The sequence below is a fragment of the Gelidibacter salicanalis genome, assembly GCF_007997285.1.
GTDB classification, from domain to species: domain Bacteria; phylum Bacteroidota; class Bacteroidia; order Flavobacteriales; family Flavobacteriaceae; genus Gelidibacter; species Gelidibacter salicanalis.
Map to the genome: position 1 here is coordinate 12,732 of NZ_VORX01000005.1, position 14,706 is coordinate 27,437.

Consider the following 14,706-nt stretch of genomic DNA (forward strand, 5'->3'; position numbering starts at 1 on the left):
TATGGCAACAGTAATAAATATGCCCCGTTTGAGTGATACCATGGAAGAAGGAACTGTGGCAACGTGGTTAAAGAAAGTGGGAGACAAGATTGAAGAAGGTGATATATTGGCTGAAATAGAAACCGATAAGGCCACCATGGAGTTTGAATCTTTTCACGAAGGGACATTATTATATATTGGCATTAAGGAAGGTGAAACCACAAAAGTTGATGAGCTGCTAGCTATTATTGGCGAAGACGGCGAAGATATTTCAGCCTTAATTGATGGAGGCGCTTCTGATGCAAAAGAATCAGCTACGGAAGATAAAACAACTGACGACGCCGAAACGAGGGATTCAGAGACAGAAGAGGATTCTAACGATGACTCTAAAAAAGAAGATGCTGATGCTTCCGAAACCAAAGCGGCTTCAGGTGAATTACCTGAAGGTGTTACAGTCGTAACCATGCCTCGTTTGAGTGATACCATGGAAGAAGGTACAGTAGCAACTTGGCTTAAAAAAGAAGGTGATACTGTTGAAGAAGGTGATATTCTTGCTGAGATTGAAACAGACAAAGCTACTATGGAGTTTGAATCGTTCCAATCTGGAACTCTACTTTATATAGGCTTACAAGAAGGCGAAACTGCCAAAGTGGATTCTTTATTAGCGATCATTGGCCCAGAAGGAACAGATGGTAAAGCCATTGCTAAAAATTACAGTGCGACAGGATCAGAGAAGAAAGAAGAGGCTCCTAAAAAAGAATCTTCGGAAGCTGAGAAAAAAGAAGCTCCAAAAGCACCAGTAAAGGAAGAAAAGAAAGACGCACCTGTTGCAGCGTCTACGACAACATCAGATTCGAGCCGTGTTTTTGTGTCTCCTCTAGCAAGAAGAATGGCGGAAGAGAAAGGCATCAATTTATCGGAAGTTAAAGGTTCGGGAGAGAATGGTCGTGTGGTTAAGCGCGATATCGAAAATTATTCACCTGGAGCTAGCTCACCTGCAAGTGCTGCCAAGTTTGTGCCAGCGGGTCAGGAAGATTTTGAGGAAAAACCAAATTCGCAAATGCGTAAAATTATTGCGAAGCGTCTGGCTGAGTCTAAATTTACAGCGCCTCATTACTATTTAAATGTAGAGTTTGATATGGCTAATGCCATAGCCTTTAGAGAGCAATTCAACACAATTCCTGACACTAAAATATCTTATAATGATATGATTGTTAAGGCATGTGCCTTAGCACTCAAATTGCATCCACAAGTGAATTCGCAGTGGTTTGCGGATAAAATGCGTTTAAATAATCATGTACACATTGGTGTTGCAGTGGCTGTTGAAGACGGATTGGTAGTGCCAGTGGTTAAATTTGCTAATGAGCAAAGCTTACCTCAAATTGGCGCAGCAGTCAGAGATTTTGCAAAACGCTCAAGAAATAAAAAATTGACGCCCCAAGAAATGGAAGGTAGCACGTTTACCGTGTCTAACTTAGGAATGTTTGGTATTGAAAGTTTTACTTCCATCATCAACCAACCTAATTCAGCCATATTATCTGTAGGCGCAATACTTGAAAAACCGGTCGTAAAGAACGGACAAGTGGTTGCCGGACATACCATGAAACTTTCTTTGGCATGTGACCATAGAACAGTGGATGGTGCGACTGGAGCTGAGTTTCTTCAAACCTTAAAAGGGTTTATTGAAAATCCAGTGACTATGTTGGTATAATTATAAATAAACTCCCAAGGGTAACCATGGGCGTTACAATAATAAAAGTAAAATCCTGTTTCTGTTTAAGAAGCAGGATTTTTTTTATCTTTCAATTCAAAATAAAAATACACCCATGAAAAACAGTCTCCTAATTACCCTTCTTTTAATCAGTGTTTCCTGTAAAAGCAAACTTCAAGAACCTTCTGAATCGGGAGAGAAAGATTTAGCCGTGGTGGAGCAATCCTCTACTTCAGAAACTTTAAGTTTCGTTACCAGCGCAGAACTCAAGGAAACGGTCTATTACTTGGCCTCTGATGACTTACAAGGGCGTGCCACGGGTTCTGAAGGCATTGAGAAAGCGGCGGTGTACATTGAAAATGCTTTTAAATCCTATAATGTGAAACCTTATTTTGAGTCCTATCGAGATGCTTACAAAGCCAAAGGCTTGGACGCTTACAATGTAGTAGGCTATATTGAAGGGAGTGACCCTGTTTTAAAAGATGAGTTGATCATTCTTGGTGCCCATTATGACCATATTGGTATAGGGAAAGTGGTGGACGGCGATTCGATTGCCAATGGTGCCAATGACGATGCTACTGGAGTAGCCGCAGTTTTGGCCATGGCACGTTATTTTGCCACTAAAAAGAATAACAAGCGTAGCATTCTCTTTACTCTGTATTCTGGTGAGGAAATGGGTTTGTTGGGATCGCAGCATTTGGCCGCACGTTTAAAAGAAGCAGATGTTAATTTATATAGCATGATTAATTTTGAAATGATTGGCATCCCCATAGTTGATAAAGATTATCTGGCCTATTTTACTGGATATGATCTTTCTAACATGGCCCCAAAACTGAATGCATATGTCGGTTATAAATTATTAGGATTATTACCTAAAGCTAAAGAGTTTCAATTATTCTACCGCTCGGACAATTATTCATTTTTTAAAGCGTTTAACAAGCCTGCGCATGCCATTTCTACCTTCGATTTCACTAATTTTGACCATTACCATAAAGTAGGCGATGAAGCTGATAAAATGGATTATGAGTTTATGGCCAAGTTGGTAAACAGGTTGATTCCTGCCTTAGAAACCATGAGTAATACAACAACCCCAGAAATTAAAATGAATGAGTAAGCATATCGTTATTACAGGTACAAGTAGAGGTATAGGTTATGAGTTGGTCAAACTTTTTGCCAAGCAAGGCCACCAAGTTTTGGCATTGTCCAGAAATGATGGTCCGGTAAAAGCATTAAAATTAAAAAACGTCACTGCGTTTTGCTTTGATTTGGGCGATGCTGAAGCCTATCTAAGAGTGGAAGAACATATTACTGAACACTGGAAACATGTGGATGTGCTCATCAATAATGCCGGATTAGTGCTAAATAAGCCTTTTGCAAAAACGACGGTAAGCGATTTTGAAGAAGTCTACCGTACTAATGTGTTCGGAATGGCGGAATTGACGCGACTTTTAATCCCCTACATGATTAAAAATAGTCATGTCGTGACCATGAGTTCTATGGGTGGCGTGCAAGGCAGTATGAAGTTCCCTGGACTATCTGCGTATAGCTCTAGTAAAGCTGCTGTAATTACCTTAACTGAACTACTTGCAGAAGAATATAAGGAGTCAGACATCTCATTTAACGTCCTAGCTTTAGGAGCGGTTCAAACTGAAATGTTGGAAGAAGCTTTTCCAGGTTATCAAGCACCGATTACACCGGAAGAAATTGCCGATTACATTGTGGATTTCTCCTTAAAAGGGCAAAAGTTCTTTAACGGAAAATTGTTACAAGTGTCCAATTCTACGCCGTAAGCATGTCTAAATACAAATGTGTTATTTTTGATTGTGATGGGGTATTGGTGGATAGTGAGGCCATTGCCAACCAGGTGATGGTCGAGATGGCCAATATGTTAGGTGCAAAAATTGACTTAGACTATGCGCTCAAAAATTTCAAGGGCGCCTCAATACAACGCTGTCAAGAACAAATCGCCGAATTGGTTGCAGAGCGCCTGCCGGACAATTTTATACCTAATTTTAGAGTGCGCAGTTTTGAAGCGTTTAAAAACAACATCAAACCGGTAGATGGCATTACTAAGGTTTTAGAACAGTTACAGCTTCCTTTTTGCGTAGCCTCCAGTGGCCCTGAGAATAAAATCCGGCTCAACTTAGAATTGACAGGTTTGCTACCGCATTTTGATAATAACATCTTTAGTTGCTTTACCATTAAACGATGGAAACCAGATCCGGGAGTATTTCTTTGGGCCGCTGACACTATGGGATTTCAACCGGAAGACTGTTTAATCATTGAAGATAGCTTAATCGGTGTGACTGCTGCGATTAATGGCGGTTTTGATGTCTTTGGATATACGGCGCTTGATGTTCATAATGAATTGGAAGGCCGAGCGACAGCCACTTTTAATGACATGTCCCAACTTTTAAATATGATTAACTAGTACTTACTTTAATGCCCTTTTTGAATAAAAGCTATAGTGAAATTGTTTTCATCACAAATTCAGTGATGCGGTCACATTTGCTATTTCCAAATTCAAAGATTTCGGTAGCATTGGATAATTCAAACAGTTTGTCCTTTAACATGTTTTTAGAACGGTGTAAACGCACTTTTACATTCGCCAAGGTCAAATCTAAAACCGTTGCAATCTCTTGCAGACTTAGCCCCTCTATTTCGCGCATGATATAGACCACTTTGTATTTGGTCTCTAACTGGTCAATCGCATTTTCCAACAGTTGTTTAGCTTCATAATGTATCATTTTTTGCAGTGGATTCAATTGTTTGTAATCTGGCAGTTCTAAAATGCTGTTCTTATGCAATGACTCATTAATGTCATTTATATGATACACTTTCCCTTTTTCCTTTAACCGTGCTAATGCTTCATTTATGCCGATGCGAATCAGCCAGGTAGAGAAGGTCGCTTCCAATTTAAATTGATACAATTTTGTGAACGCTTTAAGGTAGCTGTTCTGCATAAGATCGGCAATTTCCGCTTCATCTTTTAGATAGCTCCTAATCACCCTAAACAACTTTTGATTATTCCGTCTCACCAAGATTTCGTAAAGTTCTTTTTCACCGGCAAGAATTCGCTTGATAATCTCAACTTCAGTGAGTTGAATACGGGTGTTAGTGGCGTTGTGTAGCGCTTCCATAGAGTCGTCATTTTGTTTTAGATTGCTAAATCATTTAAAAGTTACAAATTTTTGTATCCTTTTTAACGAATTGGCATCAAAAGATTATAGAAATCTTAAAACAACACTATCATGGAATCAAATGTACAGTTCGTCAAAAATCTTTTAAAATACACTTTTGGACTCGTGCCTATAGTGGCAGGAATGGATAAATTCACCAATATATTGACTAATTGGTCGCAATATCTTTCAGAAAACCTTACAGCAATGCTGCCGTTTGAGCCGTCTGTCTTTATGATGATTGTGGGTGCTATTGAAGTTGTAGCAGGAATCTTAGTGTTTACTAAAACACATTTTGGTGCCTATCTCGTGTCTGTGTGGTTAGTGCTAATCGCGATAACCTTAGTGCTAAGTGGCGATTATTTGGATGTTGCAGTAAGGGATATTGTGATGGCTATAGGTGCCTTCTCTCTAGCTAAACTCACCGAGAAAAAGTCCTAGATATCATCTTGTAAAATGTTTTGACTATGCTTCTTTTACCACTAACTTGAAGTTAATTTCGATCTCTTCTGAAACTACGATAAGACCCAGCATTTTTTTAGGGGCAACCAGACTAAAGTCTTTGATGTTCAGTTTTAGTAAGCCAGAAATATGCCACCCATTATCCTGATGGTATTTTGTTTCCATGTGATAAAGGTGTTTTTGTCCCGCTATTTCAATCTCTATAGAGGCATCAGCAGTATTTGACTTATGAGGATTGAGTTTAACCTGTTTTAAACTGAGTTTAATTTCTGGATACGTATCTGATTTTAGGAGCCCGTGAAAATCTCTATTGATGCCTTTTCCACCGCAGTCAAAACCACTATTTTCTAAAACAAGTACTGATTTTTCAAATTTGATCACATCCGCACCGCTTTCATAATGGATCCGAATGGGTTCGTTGAGGTTTTTAATATTGTAAAGACAGGTAAAGTCAGTTACATTGCTCGTGCCTTTTATGTGCAATGTACTTTGAGGTGTGATGCGTACATTGGTGCTTTTCTTTACTGTATCTAACTTAGTAAAGGAAGCCAATAGCAGTAGGGGTAACAAATAAAGTAATCTTTTCATGGTTCTCGAATTTTGCGTTGGCAATATATTTATAAAAAAACAAACCTCAATGATTTAGTGGACTACTAAAAAATTGAGGTTTGTCAATTGTAATTATGCTCGTGAAATTAGAAACTAATTACAGCCTCAGCCATTAGTCCGTTGAATTTGCCATCGGCAAAGTTGCTGTTAGCTTTGTAACCATCATACTTTTGGTTAACATATTCAACTTTCATTAGAATGTTTTTTGTCATAAACCATCCTCCAGCAATTTGGAATCTTGAAATCTCTACATCACTTCCACTTAAGTCTTCAGAATCTACTTTGTTATAGCGACTTCCGATGTAAAAGTTTTCGTCATTACCAAATCTGTAAACAAGCTCTCCAGAAAATTGGTTTGCCTTTCTGTCTTCCAACTCAACATTGCTTTTACCGCTAGTTGTTTCAATTGTTCCGAAGAACTCCAATCCTTTATATTTTACAAATGGATTGATCATGAAAGCAGTAATTTGGTTTTTAAATCCTGGGTCATAGCGTCCTGATCTAAAGTTGTCAGCTGCTGCTGTTGCAGGAATCATGACACCATAATAGCGTGAACCAGCTCTGTCAGCAGAATAGAGGTATGAATTTTGCACATATCCAGTGTTGTAAAGAGATCCAGTTAAACGGAATCTTAAATCAGAATTAATCTGTTTGTCATATCCAAGTTTTGCTAATAATGAAGCGCCACCTGTACTACCATCACCTGTTTTGTTGATCGATTGATTCAGTTTACCATTGGCCATTCCGACCATTCCGATAAATCCATTTTTTCTGACCAATAATTCAGCTCCAACTTCTGTAGTGAAAGCATCCATGATAAGGTTTCCTACGAATGGGTTGTAGATTGCTTGCGCATTATCACTTCTTCTGAAGTGGGCATCACCATAGTTGTTTTCCATATGCCCAATTTTAATTGTAGTATATTTCATGACATCTTCTAAGAATCCTGGTTTGATGAATTCTAATTTGTCAATTTGAAAATAGCCACCTTTAACATAAGGCTCTGGATGGTGACGAGATGATAAATAGGTACGCAAGTGCATTCTAACACCATCGTATAACGCGACGTCTAAATCTAAATTGGCGGTTGCTAGGTTAAAGTTAGAACCAATTTCCTTCAGTTGATAAGGGTTTGACGTTACACCATCTACAGTAATGGACGGGTTTAAATTGCTGTGATCCAAAGCTTGAAACTGTATGGTTGACGAACCTCCAATTCTTACTCTGACATTTTCAAAAGTAGTTAAGGTGTCTTTAGGCGCTTCAAATACATTGATGCCTCTTTTGTCTGGCTCTCTAAAATTGTCGATACTTCTATTGTCTTTTTGAGCATATGTAGTAACTCCTGCAAGAAGTACTAATGCAATTGCTGAGTTTTTAAGTAGTGTTCTCATATTAAATGGTCTATTAAGTGTTTTGGTTGTTTATTTGTTTAAAATGCTATGGAAAGTAATGGTTACTTCATCTCCGGTAGTAATCGTTCCTAAAAGTGCTTTGGGAGGATCGATTCCAAAATCACTCATTTTGAAGGCTTTTTTACCTTTTAAGGTTACTTTATTACCGGCTACTTGCACATCCATACTAATGGTTTGTTTTTTTGTTACGCCAGCAATGGTAAGGTTGCCCACCACATCCACTTTATAGTTGTCAGATCCTGAAGCCGTCATTTTTTTAACTTCAGTAAGCTGGAAATTGATAGATTTATGTTTTTTAGTATCTAAAGCTTTATAGGTGTTTTTATCCATTGCGCCTTTGCCACTTGTAAGGCTTTCTGCCGTCACTTGTAATGTCAGTTTTTCAATGGTCATTTCGTCAGTACTGTTGAGTATAATTTGGCCTTTTTGTTGTTCGGCATCAAGATCCCAATCATGTAAACTAGAAGTTCCAGAAACGGTTAATTTTGATGCTCCGTTATCAAGATTATATGTTTGAGCATTAATTTGAGGGATTGCCAAAAGGAGTAAAATGAATAGGCTCCATAATGGTTTTAGGATAGATTTTGTAGTAGTCATAACAGTATGTTTTAATATTATACTGCAAAGTTCAGCAATAACTAAAGGTTAAATAATGATAAATATCATATCCTATAATTTCCTTTCATTCATTAATTTGAAATGATAAAATGCAAATAACTTTAATAGAAATTTAATTCAATTGATAGACTGCGAGTTGGGTAGGAGCGGAGAGGTGGAAATCAGTAATGTGGAAATTTTTAACCTATGAAATAGAGTAGAAGTATTTAAAAAATTGATGCAGAGGAATTGGTTAAGAAGAATATGAGGACGATTTATTTGTCCACCATATCACCTAATTGTATAAACTATTGAGCTACTAAATGGATAGAAGCTTGTATATTTAGTAGTACAGAAAACTAGTAAAGTATGTGGTATTAATTAGTCTTCAAAAATCCGTAATCTATTTTTAGTTATCCTAAGTTCTTCCTGCAATTGGGTGATTTTATCCAGTAGATTCAACACTGTATCGATGCCCTCAAAGTTAATGTGTAAGTCTTGGTGCAATCGTACGATAGCATCAAGGTTTTTAATTTGATCATGATGGATGCAGGGTGCTTGTTCAATGGTAATGATTTCAATAAGACCATTATCATTCAATCCTTTAAAAAACGACCTTTCTACTTTATAAAGCGTGCATAAAGTATGTAATGGAATATAGGGTGCTGTTCTCATGATTTCAAATTTTTAAGTTCTGTAAACAGTTCTTTTTCTTTGACAGAGAGAGCTGTAGGCATGGCAATCTCGTAGGTGATAAAGAGATCACCAAATTGATCGGCCTTTTTATAAACAGGGAAGCCTTTTCCTTTTAGTTTTACTTTGGTGCCACTTTGCGTTTCTGGTTTTACTTTTAATTTCACCTTGCCATCAAACGTATCTACGGTTACCTCGCCTCCTAAGATAGCGGTGTAGAGATCAATGGTTTCCGTAGCATATAAATGCGAGCCGTCTCTCTTGAATTTTGTATTGTTAACAATGTTAAACTGAATAAGTAAATCGCCGTGAGGCCCACCATTACTTCCTGGCCCGCCTTTACCGCTGATTTTTATGACCTGCCCATTTTCAACCCCGGCCGGAATGGTCAACCGGATATTTTTTCCATTTACGGTAAGCACTCTTTTATGGGTTTCATACACATCTTTTAAATCGAGCTGCAATTCGGCATTAAAATCCTGTCCTCTAAAACCGGCAGATCTTCCGCTAGCTCGGCCAGCAGCGCCGCCAAACATCGACTCAAAGAAATCAGAGAAATCTCCGCCACCAAAATCGCCACCACCAAAGTTGCCTGAACCTTGTTGTTGGTACTGGCGCTGCGACTGGTATTGACGCTGGGCTTGCTCTTGGGCCTCACCATGTTGCCAATCTTTACCGTATTTATCGTATTTTTCGCGTTTCTCCTTATCACTTAATACTTCATTCGCCTCATTGATTTCCTTAAACTTCTTTTCGGCAGCTTTGTCATTCGGATTGACATCCGGATGGTGTTTACGGGCCAATTTTCGGTAGGCCTTCTTAATCTCGGCTGTGGTGGCCGACTTGTCAATACCGAGTATTTTGTAATAATCTATAAATGCCATGTAAAATCAGTTGTTATTATATGATATGAATTATGCAAACCAAATGTAGTGCATCTTCTTCGACCGTATTTAAGCAATTTAGAGATGAAGACCACAGCTTTTATTGCAGGTCAGACTTTTGCCATCTAAAATTACAAAAATCTTTACACATTCAGCCTAAATCCCTTATTTTTGCCACTATGCATAATACGCTTCAAGAATATATTCCGCATCAGGCGATTCCTGCTGTTATAGAGCTTTTAAGGCATGATAATTTGGTGGTAAAAATTAAAAGTGAACGTAAAACCAGACACGGCGATTATAGAAAATTACCCAATAATAAGCATGTAATTACCATCAATTCAAATTTGAATCACTATCGGTTTTTGATTACACTCATTCATGAAATTGCTCATTTTGAAGCATTTAATTCTTACGGGCGTTATATAAAACCACATGGGAAAGAATGGAAGCATACCTTTCAAAAATTAATGTTGCCGTTTTTAAATCCGAATGTGTTTCCAACGGAATTGCTGCCGCTATTGGCACGGCATTTTAAAAACCCGAAGGCCAGCAGTGATAGCGATGTTAAATTGGCCTTGGCTTTGAAACAATTTGATCCACCTAACGATAAAACCTATATTTTTGAGGTTCCTTTAGGCCATGAATTTAGATTGTATAACGGAAGGGTATTTAAAAAAGGCGTAAAAAGAAGAACGCGATATGAAGGCGTTGAAGTAACGTCAGGAAAGTTGTATCTTTTCAACCCGAATGCGGAGGTAGAATTGCTGAAAGTTTTACAAGAGGACTAAGCAGTGGACTAGATGATTGAATTTGGTTGACATCACATTTCAATCTATTGGGGAATCAAAATATAAGAATAACATAAAGTTCCGAAAGGAATAAAAATCATATAGAATGAATAGTAATTATTACGCCATTTTGATGGCAGGCGGAGTAGGATCACGATTTTGGCCGATGAGCACACAGGATTTTCCAAAACAGTTCCACGATATGTTGGGCACGGGAGATACCCTGATACAAAAAACCTTTCAGCGACTTTCCAAGTTAATTCCTAAAGAAAATATTTTTATCCTCACCAATGCGCAATACAGAGATTTGGTGTTTCAGCAATTGCCAGGTGTTACAGAACGTCAGGTGTTGTTGGAACCTGCAATGCGTAATACCGCACCATGTATTTTATATGCTTCATTGAAGATCCAAAAGGAAAATCCGGATGCGGTGATGATTGTGGCCCCTAGCGACCATTGGATTGAAGATGAATCTAAGTTTACCGAGAATGTGCAGCAGGCGTTTGAGTTCTGCGAAAAAAATGATGCGTTAATGACCTTGGGGATTCAACCAACCTTCCCAAATACTGGTTACGGTTATATTGAATACGATAAATCGGCTACAAACGATATCAAACAGGTGCGTCAATTCAGGGAGAAACCAGATTATGATACAGCTAAAAGCTTTATCAGTCAAGGGAATTTCTTATGGAATGCAGGGATTTTCATGTGGAGCGCTACTAGTGTGATCAAAGCTTTCCAATTTCATCAACCGGAATTATTTCAGTTGTTTGAAAAAGGAATCAATATATATAATACGGAAGACGAAGCATTGTTTATCGCGGAAAACTATGATAAATCTGAAAACATTTCGGTGGATTACGCTATTATGGAATCGTCCGTAAACGTCTATGTCTTACCTGCGGAGTTTGATTGGAATGATTTAGGGACTTGGGGCAGTTTATACGACAAGCTCGATAAAGACACCAATAAGAATGCGGTGGTTAATGCCAGAACCTTAACTGAAGATGCTTCAGGAAATATGATCAGAACGAAAGCCGATAAGATTGTTGTTGTTGATGGGTTAAAAGATTATATCATTGTTGACAAAGATGAAGTTTTGCTTATATTTCCTAAATCGAAAGAACAGGATATCAAACAGGTGCTTCAAAAAGTAAAGGATGCCTACGGCGAAAATTACGGATAATAGGCATTCAACAAGTCGAGATTTATTAAGCGTAACCTAAAACTATGGTGTATTCTTGATAGGTGCGAAAAGAACCCAATAATTGGATTAATGGAAGAAAATAAGTTCAACTTTTCCGAGGAAGAAAAATCTAAAGAACAGGATAACGCAGTTGAAACAACTAAAGAAGCTGTGAAAAAGGACGCTCAAGGCCTGTGGGTCAGCCTCAAAAAGTTTTTTAGTGAACTGCTAGATTTTCGTGAGGATACAGATCGAGATGCGACCTTGGCGGCCATTAAAGGGGATATCCCTTTTAAAGGCGCTACCGCATGGATTTTAATCTGTTCTATTTTTGTGGCTTCCATTGGGTTGAATGCCAATTCATCAGCGGTTGTAATTGGTGCCATGTTAATTTCTCCTTTAATGGGCCCAATTTTAGGAGTGGGACTCTCCATCGCCATCAATGATATTGATACTTTAAAGCGGTCTTTAGTCAATTTGGTCATCATGATTGTGCTGAGTTTGACCACGGCATTTCTGTTCTTCAAATTTTTTCCTCTAAGTGAAGATACCTCCGAATTATTAGGGCGTGTAAAACCTGATATTCGAGATGTGATGATTGCCTTTTTCGGTGGTTTGGCCTTGATTATTGCCCGAACCAAGAAAGGGACTATTGCCTCGGTTATTTTTGGTGTGGCTATTGCTACAGCTTTAATGCCGCCCCTATGTACGGCGGGTTACGGCTTGGCCAAAGGGAATTTCCCTTACTTTTTTGGTGCAATGTACCTTTTTACCATAAATACTATTTTTATAGCCCTAGCCACCTTTATTGTGGTTAAAATTTTAGGGTTCCCCATGCTGAAATACGCCAACTCTGCTAAGCGAAAACGAACTTCTAGAATTGCCACTATTGTTGCTATTATCGTGATGATTCCAGCCATGATAACTTTTATTGATGTGTGGCGTCAAAGCAAATTTGAAAATGAGGCGCGCGCGTTTATCCATAAAGAATTAGAAGGATTGCCGCATGCCGATTTTATAAAATCGAACGCGGTTTACAAATATTTGGGTGTTAAAGGAAAACAATCTGAATTGGAGTTTAACAGTTTCGGATTGGACCAAATCCCTGAAAGTACGATCTCTTTACTTAGAAGTCGTTTAAAAGAATATCCGTCACTTGTCAATACAAAGCTCGAGTTTAATCAAAACCGATCCAAAAATGTAGACAACTTAAGATACATGTCCCAATTGCGTTTCCGTGATTCATTGGATTTATTGTCACAAAAGGAAAAGATTATATTTTTGGAAGACAAAGTTCGTAAATTATCGAAGTATGAAGCGCTTCAAATTCCTTTTGAAGAATTGACCAAAGAGGTGAAAATCAATTACGAAAATATTGATCAGCTTTCCTATTCTAGTGTGATTTCTTCCAATTTCAAAAAATTGGATACCATTTCAGAGTTTACTGTAAGATGGGGTAAGAATGTTAAGGAAGAGGTTATTGCGAAGGAGCAGGAGAAATTGAAGCGTTGGTTAAAGCAAAAGTATAAAATGGATTCTTTGGTAGTGAGACGCCAGAGTTAGCGGCGTTACTATGGTAAATGAAGGTGATCAGGTTGATAAAGACCGGTGTTGTTCGTGTTTATAAATCTTCCTCTAAATACATTTTTTGAACTCTTTTGAATAAATCAGATGAATATACAAAGCCAGTTACGGCCTCGTTATCTGTTTTAAAAATGTTTTTATTGGAGCCTTCCCATTCTTTAAGACCATCTTTTAAAAACACAATTTTCTCTCCAATTTCCATGACAGAATTCATATCATGTGTATTGATGATGGTCGTAATATCATATTCTTGAGTAATTTCCTGGATCAGGTTATCAATGACCGTCGCTGTTCTCGGATCCAATCCGGAATTGGGTTCATCACAAAATAAATATTTGGGCTTGTTCACAATTGCTCTGGCAATGGCCACACGCTTTTGCATCCCTCCGGAAGCTTCACTAGGCAGTTTTTTATGGTCATCATCCAGATTGACCCTTTTTAAAACCAAGTTGACGCGATCTTCCATCTCGCTTTTGCTCTGTTTTGTAAACATGCGTAGCGGAAACTTTACGTTTTCCGCAATGGTCATCGAGTCAAAAAGCGCACTGCCCTGAAAAACCATGCCCATTTCTGCACGTAATTCGCTCTTTTCATCAGTTGATAAATCAGAATACTTTCTACCATCGTAGGAAATTGAGCCTTGTTCAGGTATGAATAAACCGAGTAAGGTTTTCAAAAAGACTGTTTTACCTGAACCACTTTGCCCAATGACAAGATTGGTTTTACCTTTCTCAAAGGTGGTGCTAATTCCTTTCAATATTTCTGAATCACCAAAAGATTTGTGGATATCGTTGACTTCAATCATTAGCTTAACATCATTTGGGTTAAAATATAGTTGAGAAGGATAATTGCCACACTGGTCCACACAAAAGAGGTGGTGCTGGCTTTACCAACTTCAAGAGCGCCTCCGGTCATGTAAAAACCATGGTAGGAAGGAATAGTTGCCAATAAGAATGCAAATACAAAAGTTTTAATGAAAGCGTATAGCATATGAAACGGAATGAAATCCATTTGAATCCCCGCGATGTAATCATCCAAAGAAGCGAACCCTCCAAACACACACGCAGCCATCCCACCTAATATTCCTAAAAACATAGCAATAGAGATTAAGAACGGATACAACATCAACGCCACAAATTTTGGAAACACCAAATAATTGATGGCATTGATTCCCATCACTTCCAAAGCATCAATCTGTTCCGTAACCCGCATTGTTCCTATACTAGAGGTGATAAAAGAGCCCACCTTTCCTGCCATAATGATAGAAATAAAAGTAGGTGCAAACTCTAAAATTACGGACTGTCGCGTGGCGAAACCCACCAAGGTTTTTGGAATAAGTGGATTGGTCATGTTCAGAGCGGTTTGAATGGTCACCACCCCTCCAACAAAGAAGGCGATAAACGAAACAATACCTATCGAATTGATGATCAAATCATCAATATCCTTAAAAACAAGTCGTCGCATAACAGACCATTTGGTCGGTTTGCGAAATATCTCCTTTATCATTAAAAAATATTGACCAATACTATGTAGGTAGCTCATATTAAATTTTATTACTGCTAAAGTAAAAAAAACTGTGTTGTATTTAACCTTAAATTAGATTTTTGATGTTTTAA

General features: G+C 38.1%; 16 protein-coding genes. 8 read left to right on the top strand and 8 right to left on the bottom strand.

All coding sequences use genetic code 11. The features are described from left to right. Window position 1: 1 nt before the first annotated feature. From ES711_RS11060 to ES711_RS11075, 4 genes are all read left to right on the top strand, one after another. Entirely contained in the window at window positions 2-1,690 is a 1,689-nt protein-coding gene (locus ES711_RS11060; RefSeq protein ID WP_146893375.1) for a pyruvate dehydrogenase complex dihydrolipoamide acetyltransferase, read from the top strand. Window positions 1,691-1,805: 115 nt separating this feature from the next. Next, complete coding sequence (locus ES711_RS11065) at window positions 1,806-2,804, top strand: M28 family metallopeptidase (RefSeq protein ID WP_146893376.1); 999 nt, start codon at window positions 1,806-1,808, stop codon at window positions 2,802-2,804. After that, window positions 2,797-3,480 (top strand): SDR family NAD(P)-dependent oxidoreductase, encoded by a 684-nt coding sequence (locus tag ES711_RS11070; protein WP_146893377.1) that lies wholly within the window; start codon window positions 2,797-2,799, stop codon window positions 3,478-3,480. The genes ES711_RS11065 and ES711_RS11070 overlap by 8 nt, the downstream gene beginning before the upstream one ends. A 2-nt stretch (window positions 3,481-3,482) precedes the next feature. Continuing rightward, window positions 3,483-4,121, top strand: a complete 639-nt coding sequence (locus ES711_RS11075; RefSeq protein WP_146893378.1) for an HAD family hydrolase — start codon at window positions 3,483-3,485, stop codon at window positions 4,119-4,121. A 31-nt stretch (window positions 4,122-4,152) separates the two neighbouring features. Here the strand turns inward: ES711_RS11075 and ES711_RS11080 are convergent, their stop codons facing one another. Beyond that, a complete protein-coding gene (locus ES711_RS11080) occupies window positions 4,153-4,830 on the bottom strand; it encodes an RNA polymerase sigma factor (protein WP_146893379.1) in 678 nt (225 codons plus the stop codon). 111 nt (window positions 4,831-4,941) lie between these two features. On the opposite strand from ES711_RS11080, the gene ES711_RS11085 reads away from it, so the two are divergent. Next, window positions 4,942-5,310 (top strand): DoxX family membrane protein, encoded by a 369-nt coding sequence (locus tag ES711_RS11085; RefSeq protein WP_146893380.1) that lies wholly within the window; start codon window positions 4,942-4,944, stop codon window positions 5,308-5,310. Window positions 5,311-5,334: 24 nt separating this feature from the next. On the opposite strand, the gene ES711_RS11090 is transcribed toward ES711_RS11085, so the two are convergent. From ES711_RS11090 to ES711_RS11110, 5 genes are all read right to left on the bottom strand, one after another. Then, window positions 5,335-5,919 carry a hypothetical protein gene (locus tag ES711_RS11090; RefSeq protein ID WP_146893381.1) on the bottom strand — a complete coding sequence of 195 codons (585 nt, stop codon included), beginning with the start codon at window positions 5,917-5,919 and terminating at the stop codon, window positions 5,335-5,337. Between the two features lie 107 nt (window positions 5,920-6,026). Further along, on the bottom strand, window positions 6,027-7,334 hold the full coding sequence (locus ES711_RS11095; protein WP_146893382.1) for a hypothetical protein: 1,308 nt from the start codon (window positions 7,332-7,334) through the stop codon (window positions 6,027-6,029). A 30-nt stretch (window positions 7,335-7,364) separates the two neighbouring features. Next, the gene (locus ES711_RS11100; protein ID WP_146893383.1) at window positions 7,365-7,952 is read right to left on the bottom strand and encodes a YceI family protein; all 588 of its coding nucleotides are present in this window, start codon (window positions 7,950-7,952) and stop codon (window positions 7,365-7,367) included. A gap of 381 nt (window positions 7,953-8,333) precedes the next feature. Further along, window positions 8,334-8,627, bottom strand: a complete 294-nt coding sequence (locus ES711_RS11105; protein WP_146893384.1) for a chaperone modulator CbpM — start codon at window positions 8,625-8,627, stop codon at window positions 8,334-8,336. Then, complete coding sequence (locus ES711_RS11110; protein ID WP_146893385.1) at window positions 8,624-9,529, bottom strand: DnaJ C-terminal domain-containing protein; 906 nt, start codon at window positions 9,527-9,529, stop codon at window positions 8,624-8,626. Before ES711_RS11110 ends, ES711_RS11105 begins: the two co-directional genes overlap by 4 nt. Window positions 9,530-9,708: 179 nt before the next feature. Here ES711_RS11110 and ES711_RS11115 point away from each other — a divergent pair, with 179 nt between their 5' ends. The 3 genes from ES711_RS11115 to ES711_RS11125 all read left to right on the top strand — a co-directional run bounded on the left by ES711_RS11115 (window position 9,709) and on the right by ES711_RS11125 (window position 13,069). Beyond that, window positions 9,709-10,320 carry a SprT-like domain-containing protein gene (locus ES711_RS11115; protein WP_146893386.1) on the top strand — a complete coding sequence of 204 codons (612 nt, stop codon included), beginning with the start codon at window positions 9,709-9,711 and terminating at the stop codon, window positions 10,318-10,320. A gap of 106 nt (window positions 10,321-10,426) precedes the next feature. Next, entirely contained in the window at window positions 10,427-11,506 is a 1,080-nt protein-coding gene (locus ES711_RS11120) for a mannose-1-phosphate guanylyltransferase (RefSeq protein WP_146893387.1), read from the top strand. Between the two features lie 90 nt (window positions 11,507-11,596). Further along, window positions 11,597-13,069 (top strand): DUF389 domain-containing protein, encoded by a 1,473-nt coding sequence (locus ES711_RS11125; RefSeq protein ID WP_146893388.1) that lies wholly within the window; start codon window positions 11,597-11,599, stop codon window positions 13,067-13,069. A gap of 58 nt (window positions 13,070-13,127) precedes the next feature. Here ES711_RS11125 and ES711_RS11130 read toward each other — a convergent pair whose 3' ends face one another. Both ES711_RS11130 and ES711_RS11135 read right to left on the bottom strand, forming a co-directional pair. Continuing rightward, complete coding sequence (locus tag ES711_RS11130; RefSeq protein WP_146893389.1) at window positions 13,128-13,895, bottom strand: ABC transporter ATP-binding protein; 768 nt, start codon at window positions 13,893-13,895, stop codon at window positions 13,128-13,130. Beyond that, on the bottom strand, window positions 13,895-14,632 hold the full coding sequence (locus ES711_RS11135) for an MlaE family ABC transporter permease (RefSeq protein WP_146893390.1): 738 nt from the start codon (window positions 14,630-14,632) through the stop codon (window positions 13,895-13,897). The genes ES711_RS11130 and ES711_RS11135 overlap by 1 nt, the downstream gene beginning before the upstream one ends. Window positions 14,633-14,706 lie beyond the last annotated feature (74 nt).

Bases quoted from the DNA above. Each gene is read 5' to 3' on its own strand.
- ES711_RS11060 (WP_146893375.1), top strand. From the start codon at position 2: ATGGCAACAGTAATAAATATGCCCCGTTTGAGTGATACCATGGAAGAA.
- ES711_RS11065 (WP_146893376.1), top strand. From the start codon at position 1,806: ATGAAAAACAGTCTCCTAATTACCCTTCTTTTAATCAGTGTTTCCTGT.
- ES711_RS11070 (WP_146893377.1), top strand. From the start codon at position 2,797: ATGAGTAAGCATATCGTTATTACAGGTACAAGTAGAGGTATAGGTTAT.
- ES711_RS11075 (WP_146893378.1), top strand. From the start codon at position 3,483: ATGTCTAAATACAAATGTGTTATTTTTGATTGTGATGGGGTATTGGTG.
- ES711_RS11080 (WP_146893379.1), bottom strand. From the start codon at position 4,830: ATGGAAGCGCTACACAACGCCACTAACACCCGTATTCAACTCACTGAA.
- ES711_RS11085 (WP_146893380.1), top strand. From the start codon at position 4,942: ATGGAATCAAATGTACAGTTCGTCAAAAATCTTTTAAAATACACTTTT.
- ES711_RS11090 (WP_146893381.1), bottom strand. From the start codon at position 5,919: ATGAAAAGATTACTTTATTTGTTACCCCTACTGCTATTGGCTTCCTTT.
- ES711_RS11095 (WP_146893382.1), bottom strand. From the start codon at position 7,334: ATGAGAACACTACTTAAAAACTCAGCAATTGCATTAGTACTTCTTGCA.
- ES711_RS11100 (WP_146893383.1), bottom strand. From the start codon at position 7,952: ATGACTACTACAAAATCTATCCTAAAACCATTATGGAGCCTATTCATT.
- ES711_RS11105 (WP_146893384.1), bottom strand. From the start codon at position 8,627: ATGAGAACAGCACCCTATATTCCATTACATACTTTATGCACGCTTTAT.
- ES711_RS11110 (WP_146893385.1), bottom strand. From the start codon at position 9,529: ATGGCATTTATAGATTATTACAAAATACTCGGTATTGACAAGTCGGCC.
- ES711_RS11115 (WP_146893386.1), top strand. From the start codon at position 9,709: ATGCATAATACGCTTCAAGAATATATTCCGCATCAGGCGATTCCTGCT.
- ES711_RS11120 (WP_146893387.1), top strand. From the start codon at position 10,427: ATGAATAGTAATTATTACGCCATTTTGATGGCAGGCGGAGTAGGATCA.
- ES711_RS11125 (WP_146893388.1), top strand. From the start codon at position 11,597: ATGGAAGAAAATAAGTTCAACTTTTCCGAGGAAGAAAAATCTAAAGAA.
- ES711_RS11130 (WP_146893389.1), bottom strand. From the start codon at position 13,895: ATGATTGAAGTCAACGATATCCACAAATCTTTTGGTGATTCAGAAATA.
- ES711_RS11135 (WP_146893390.1), bottom strand. From the start codon at position 14,632: ATGAGCTACCTACATAGTATTGGTCAATATTTTTTAATGATAAAGGAG.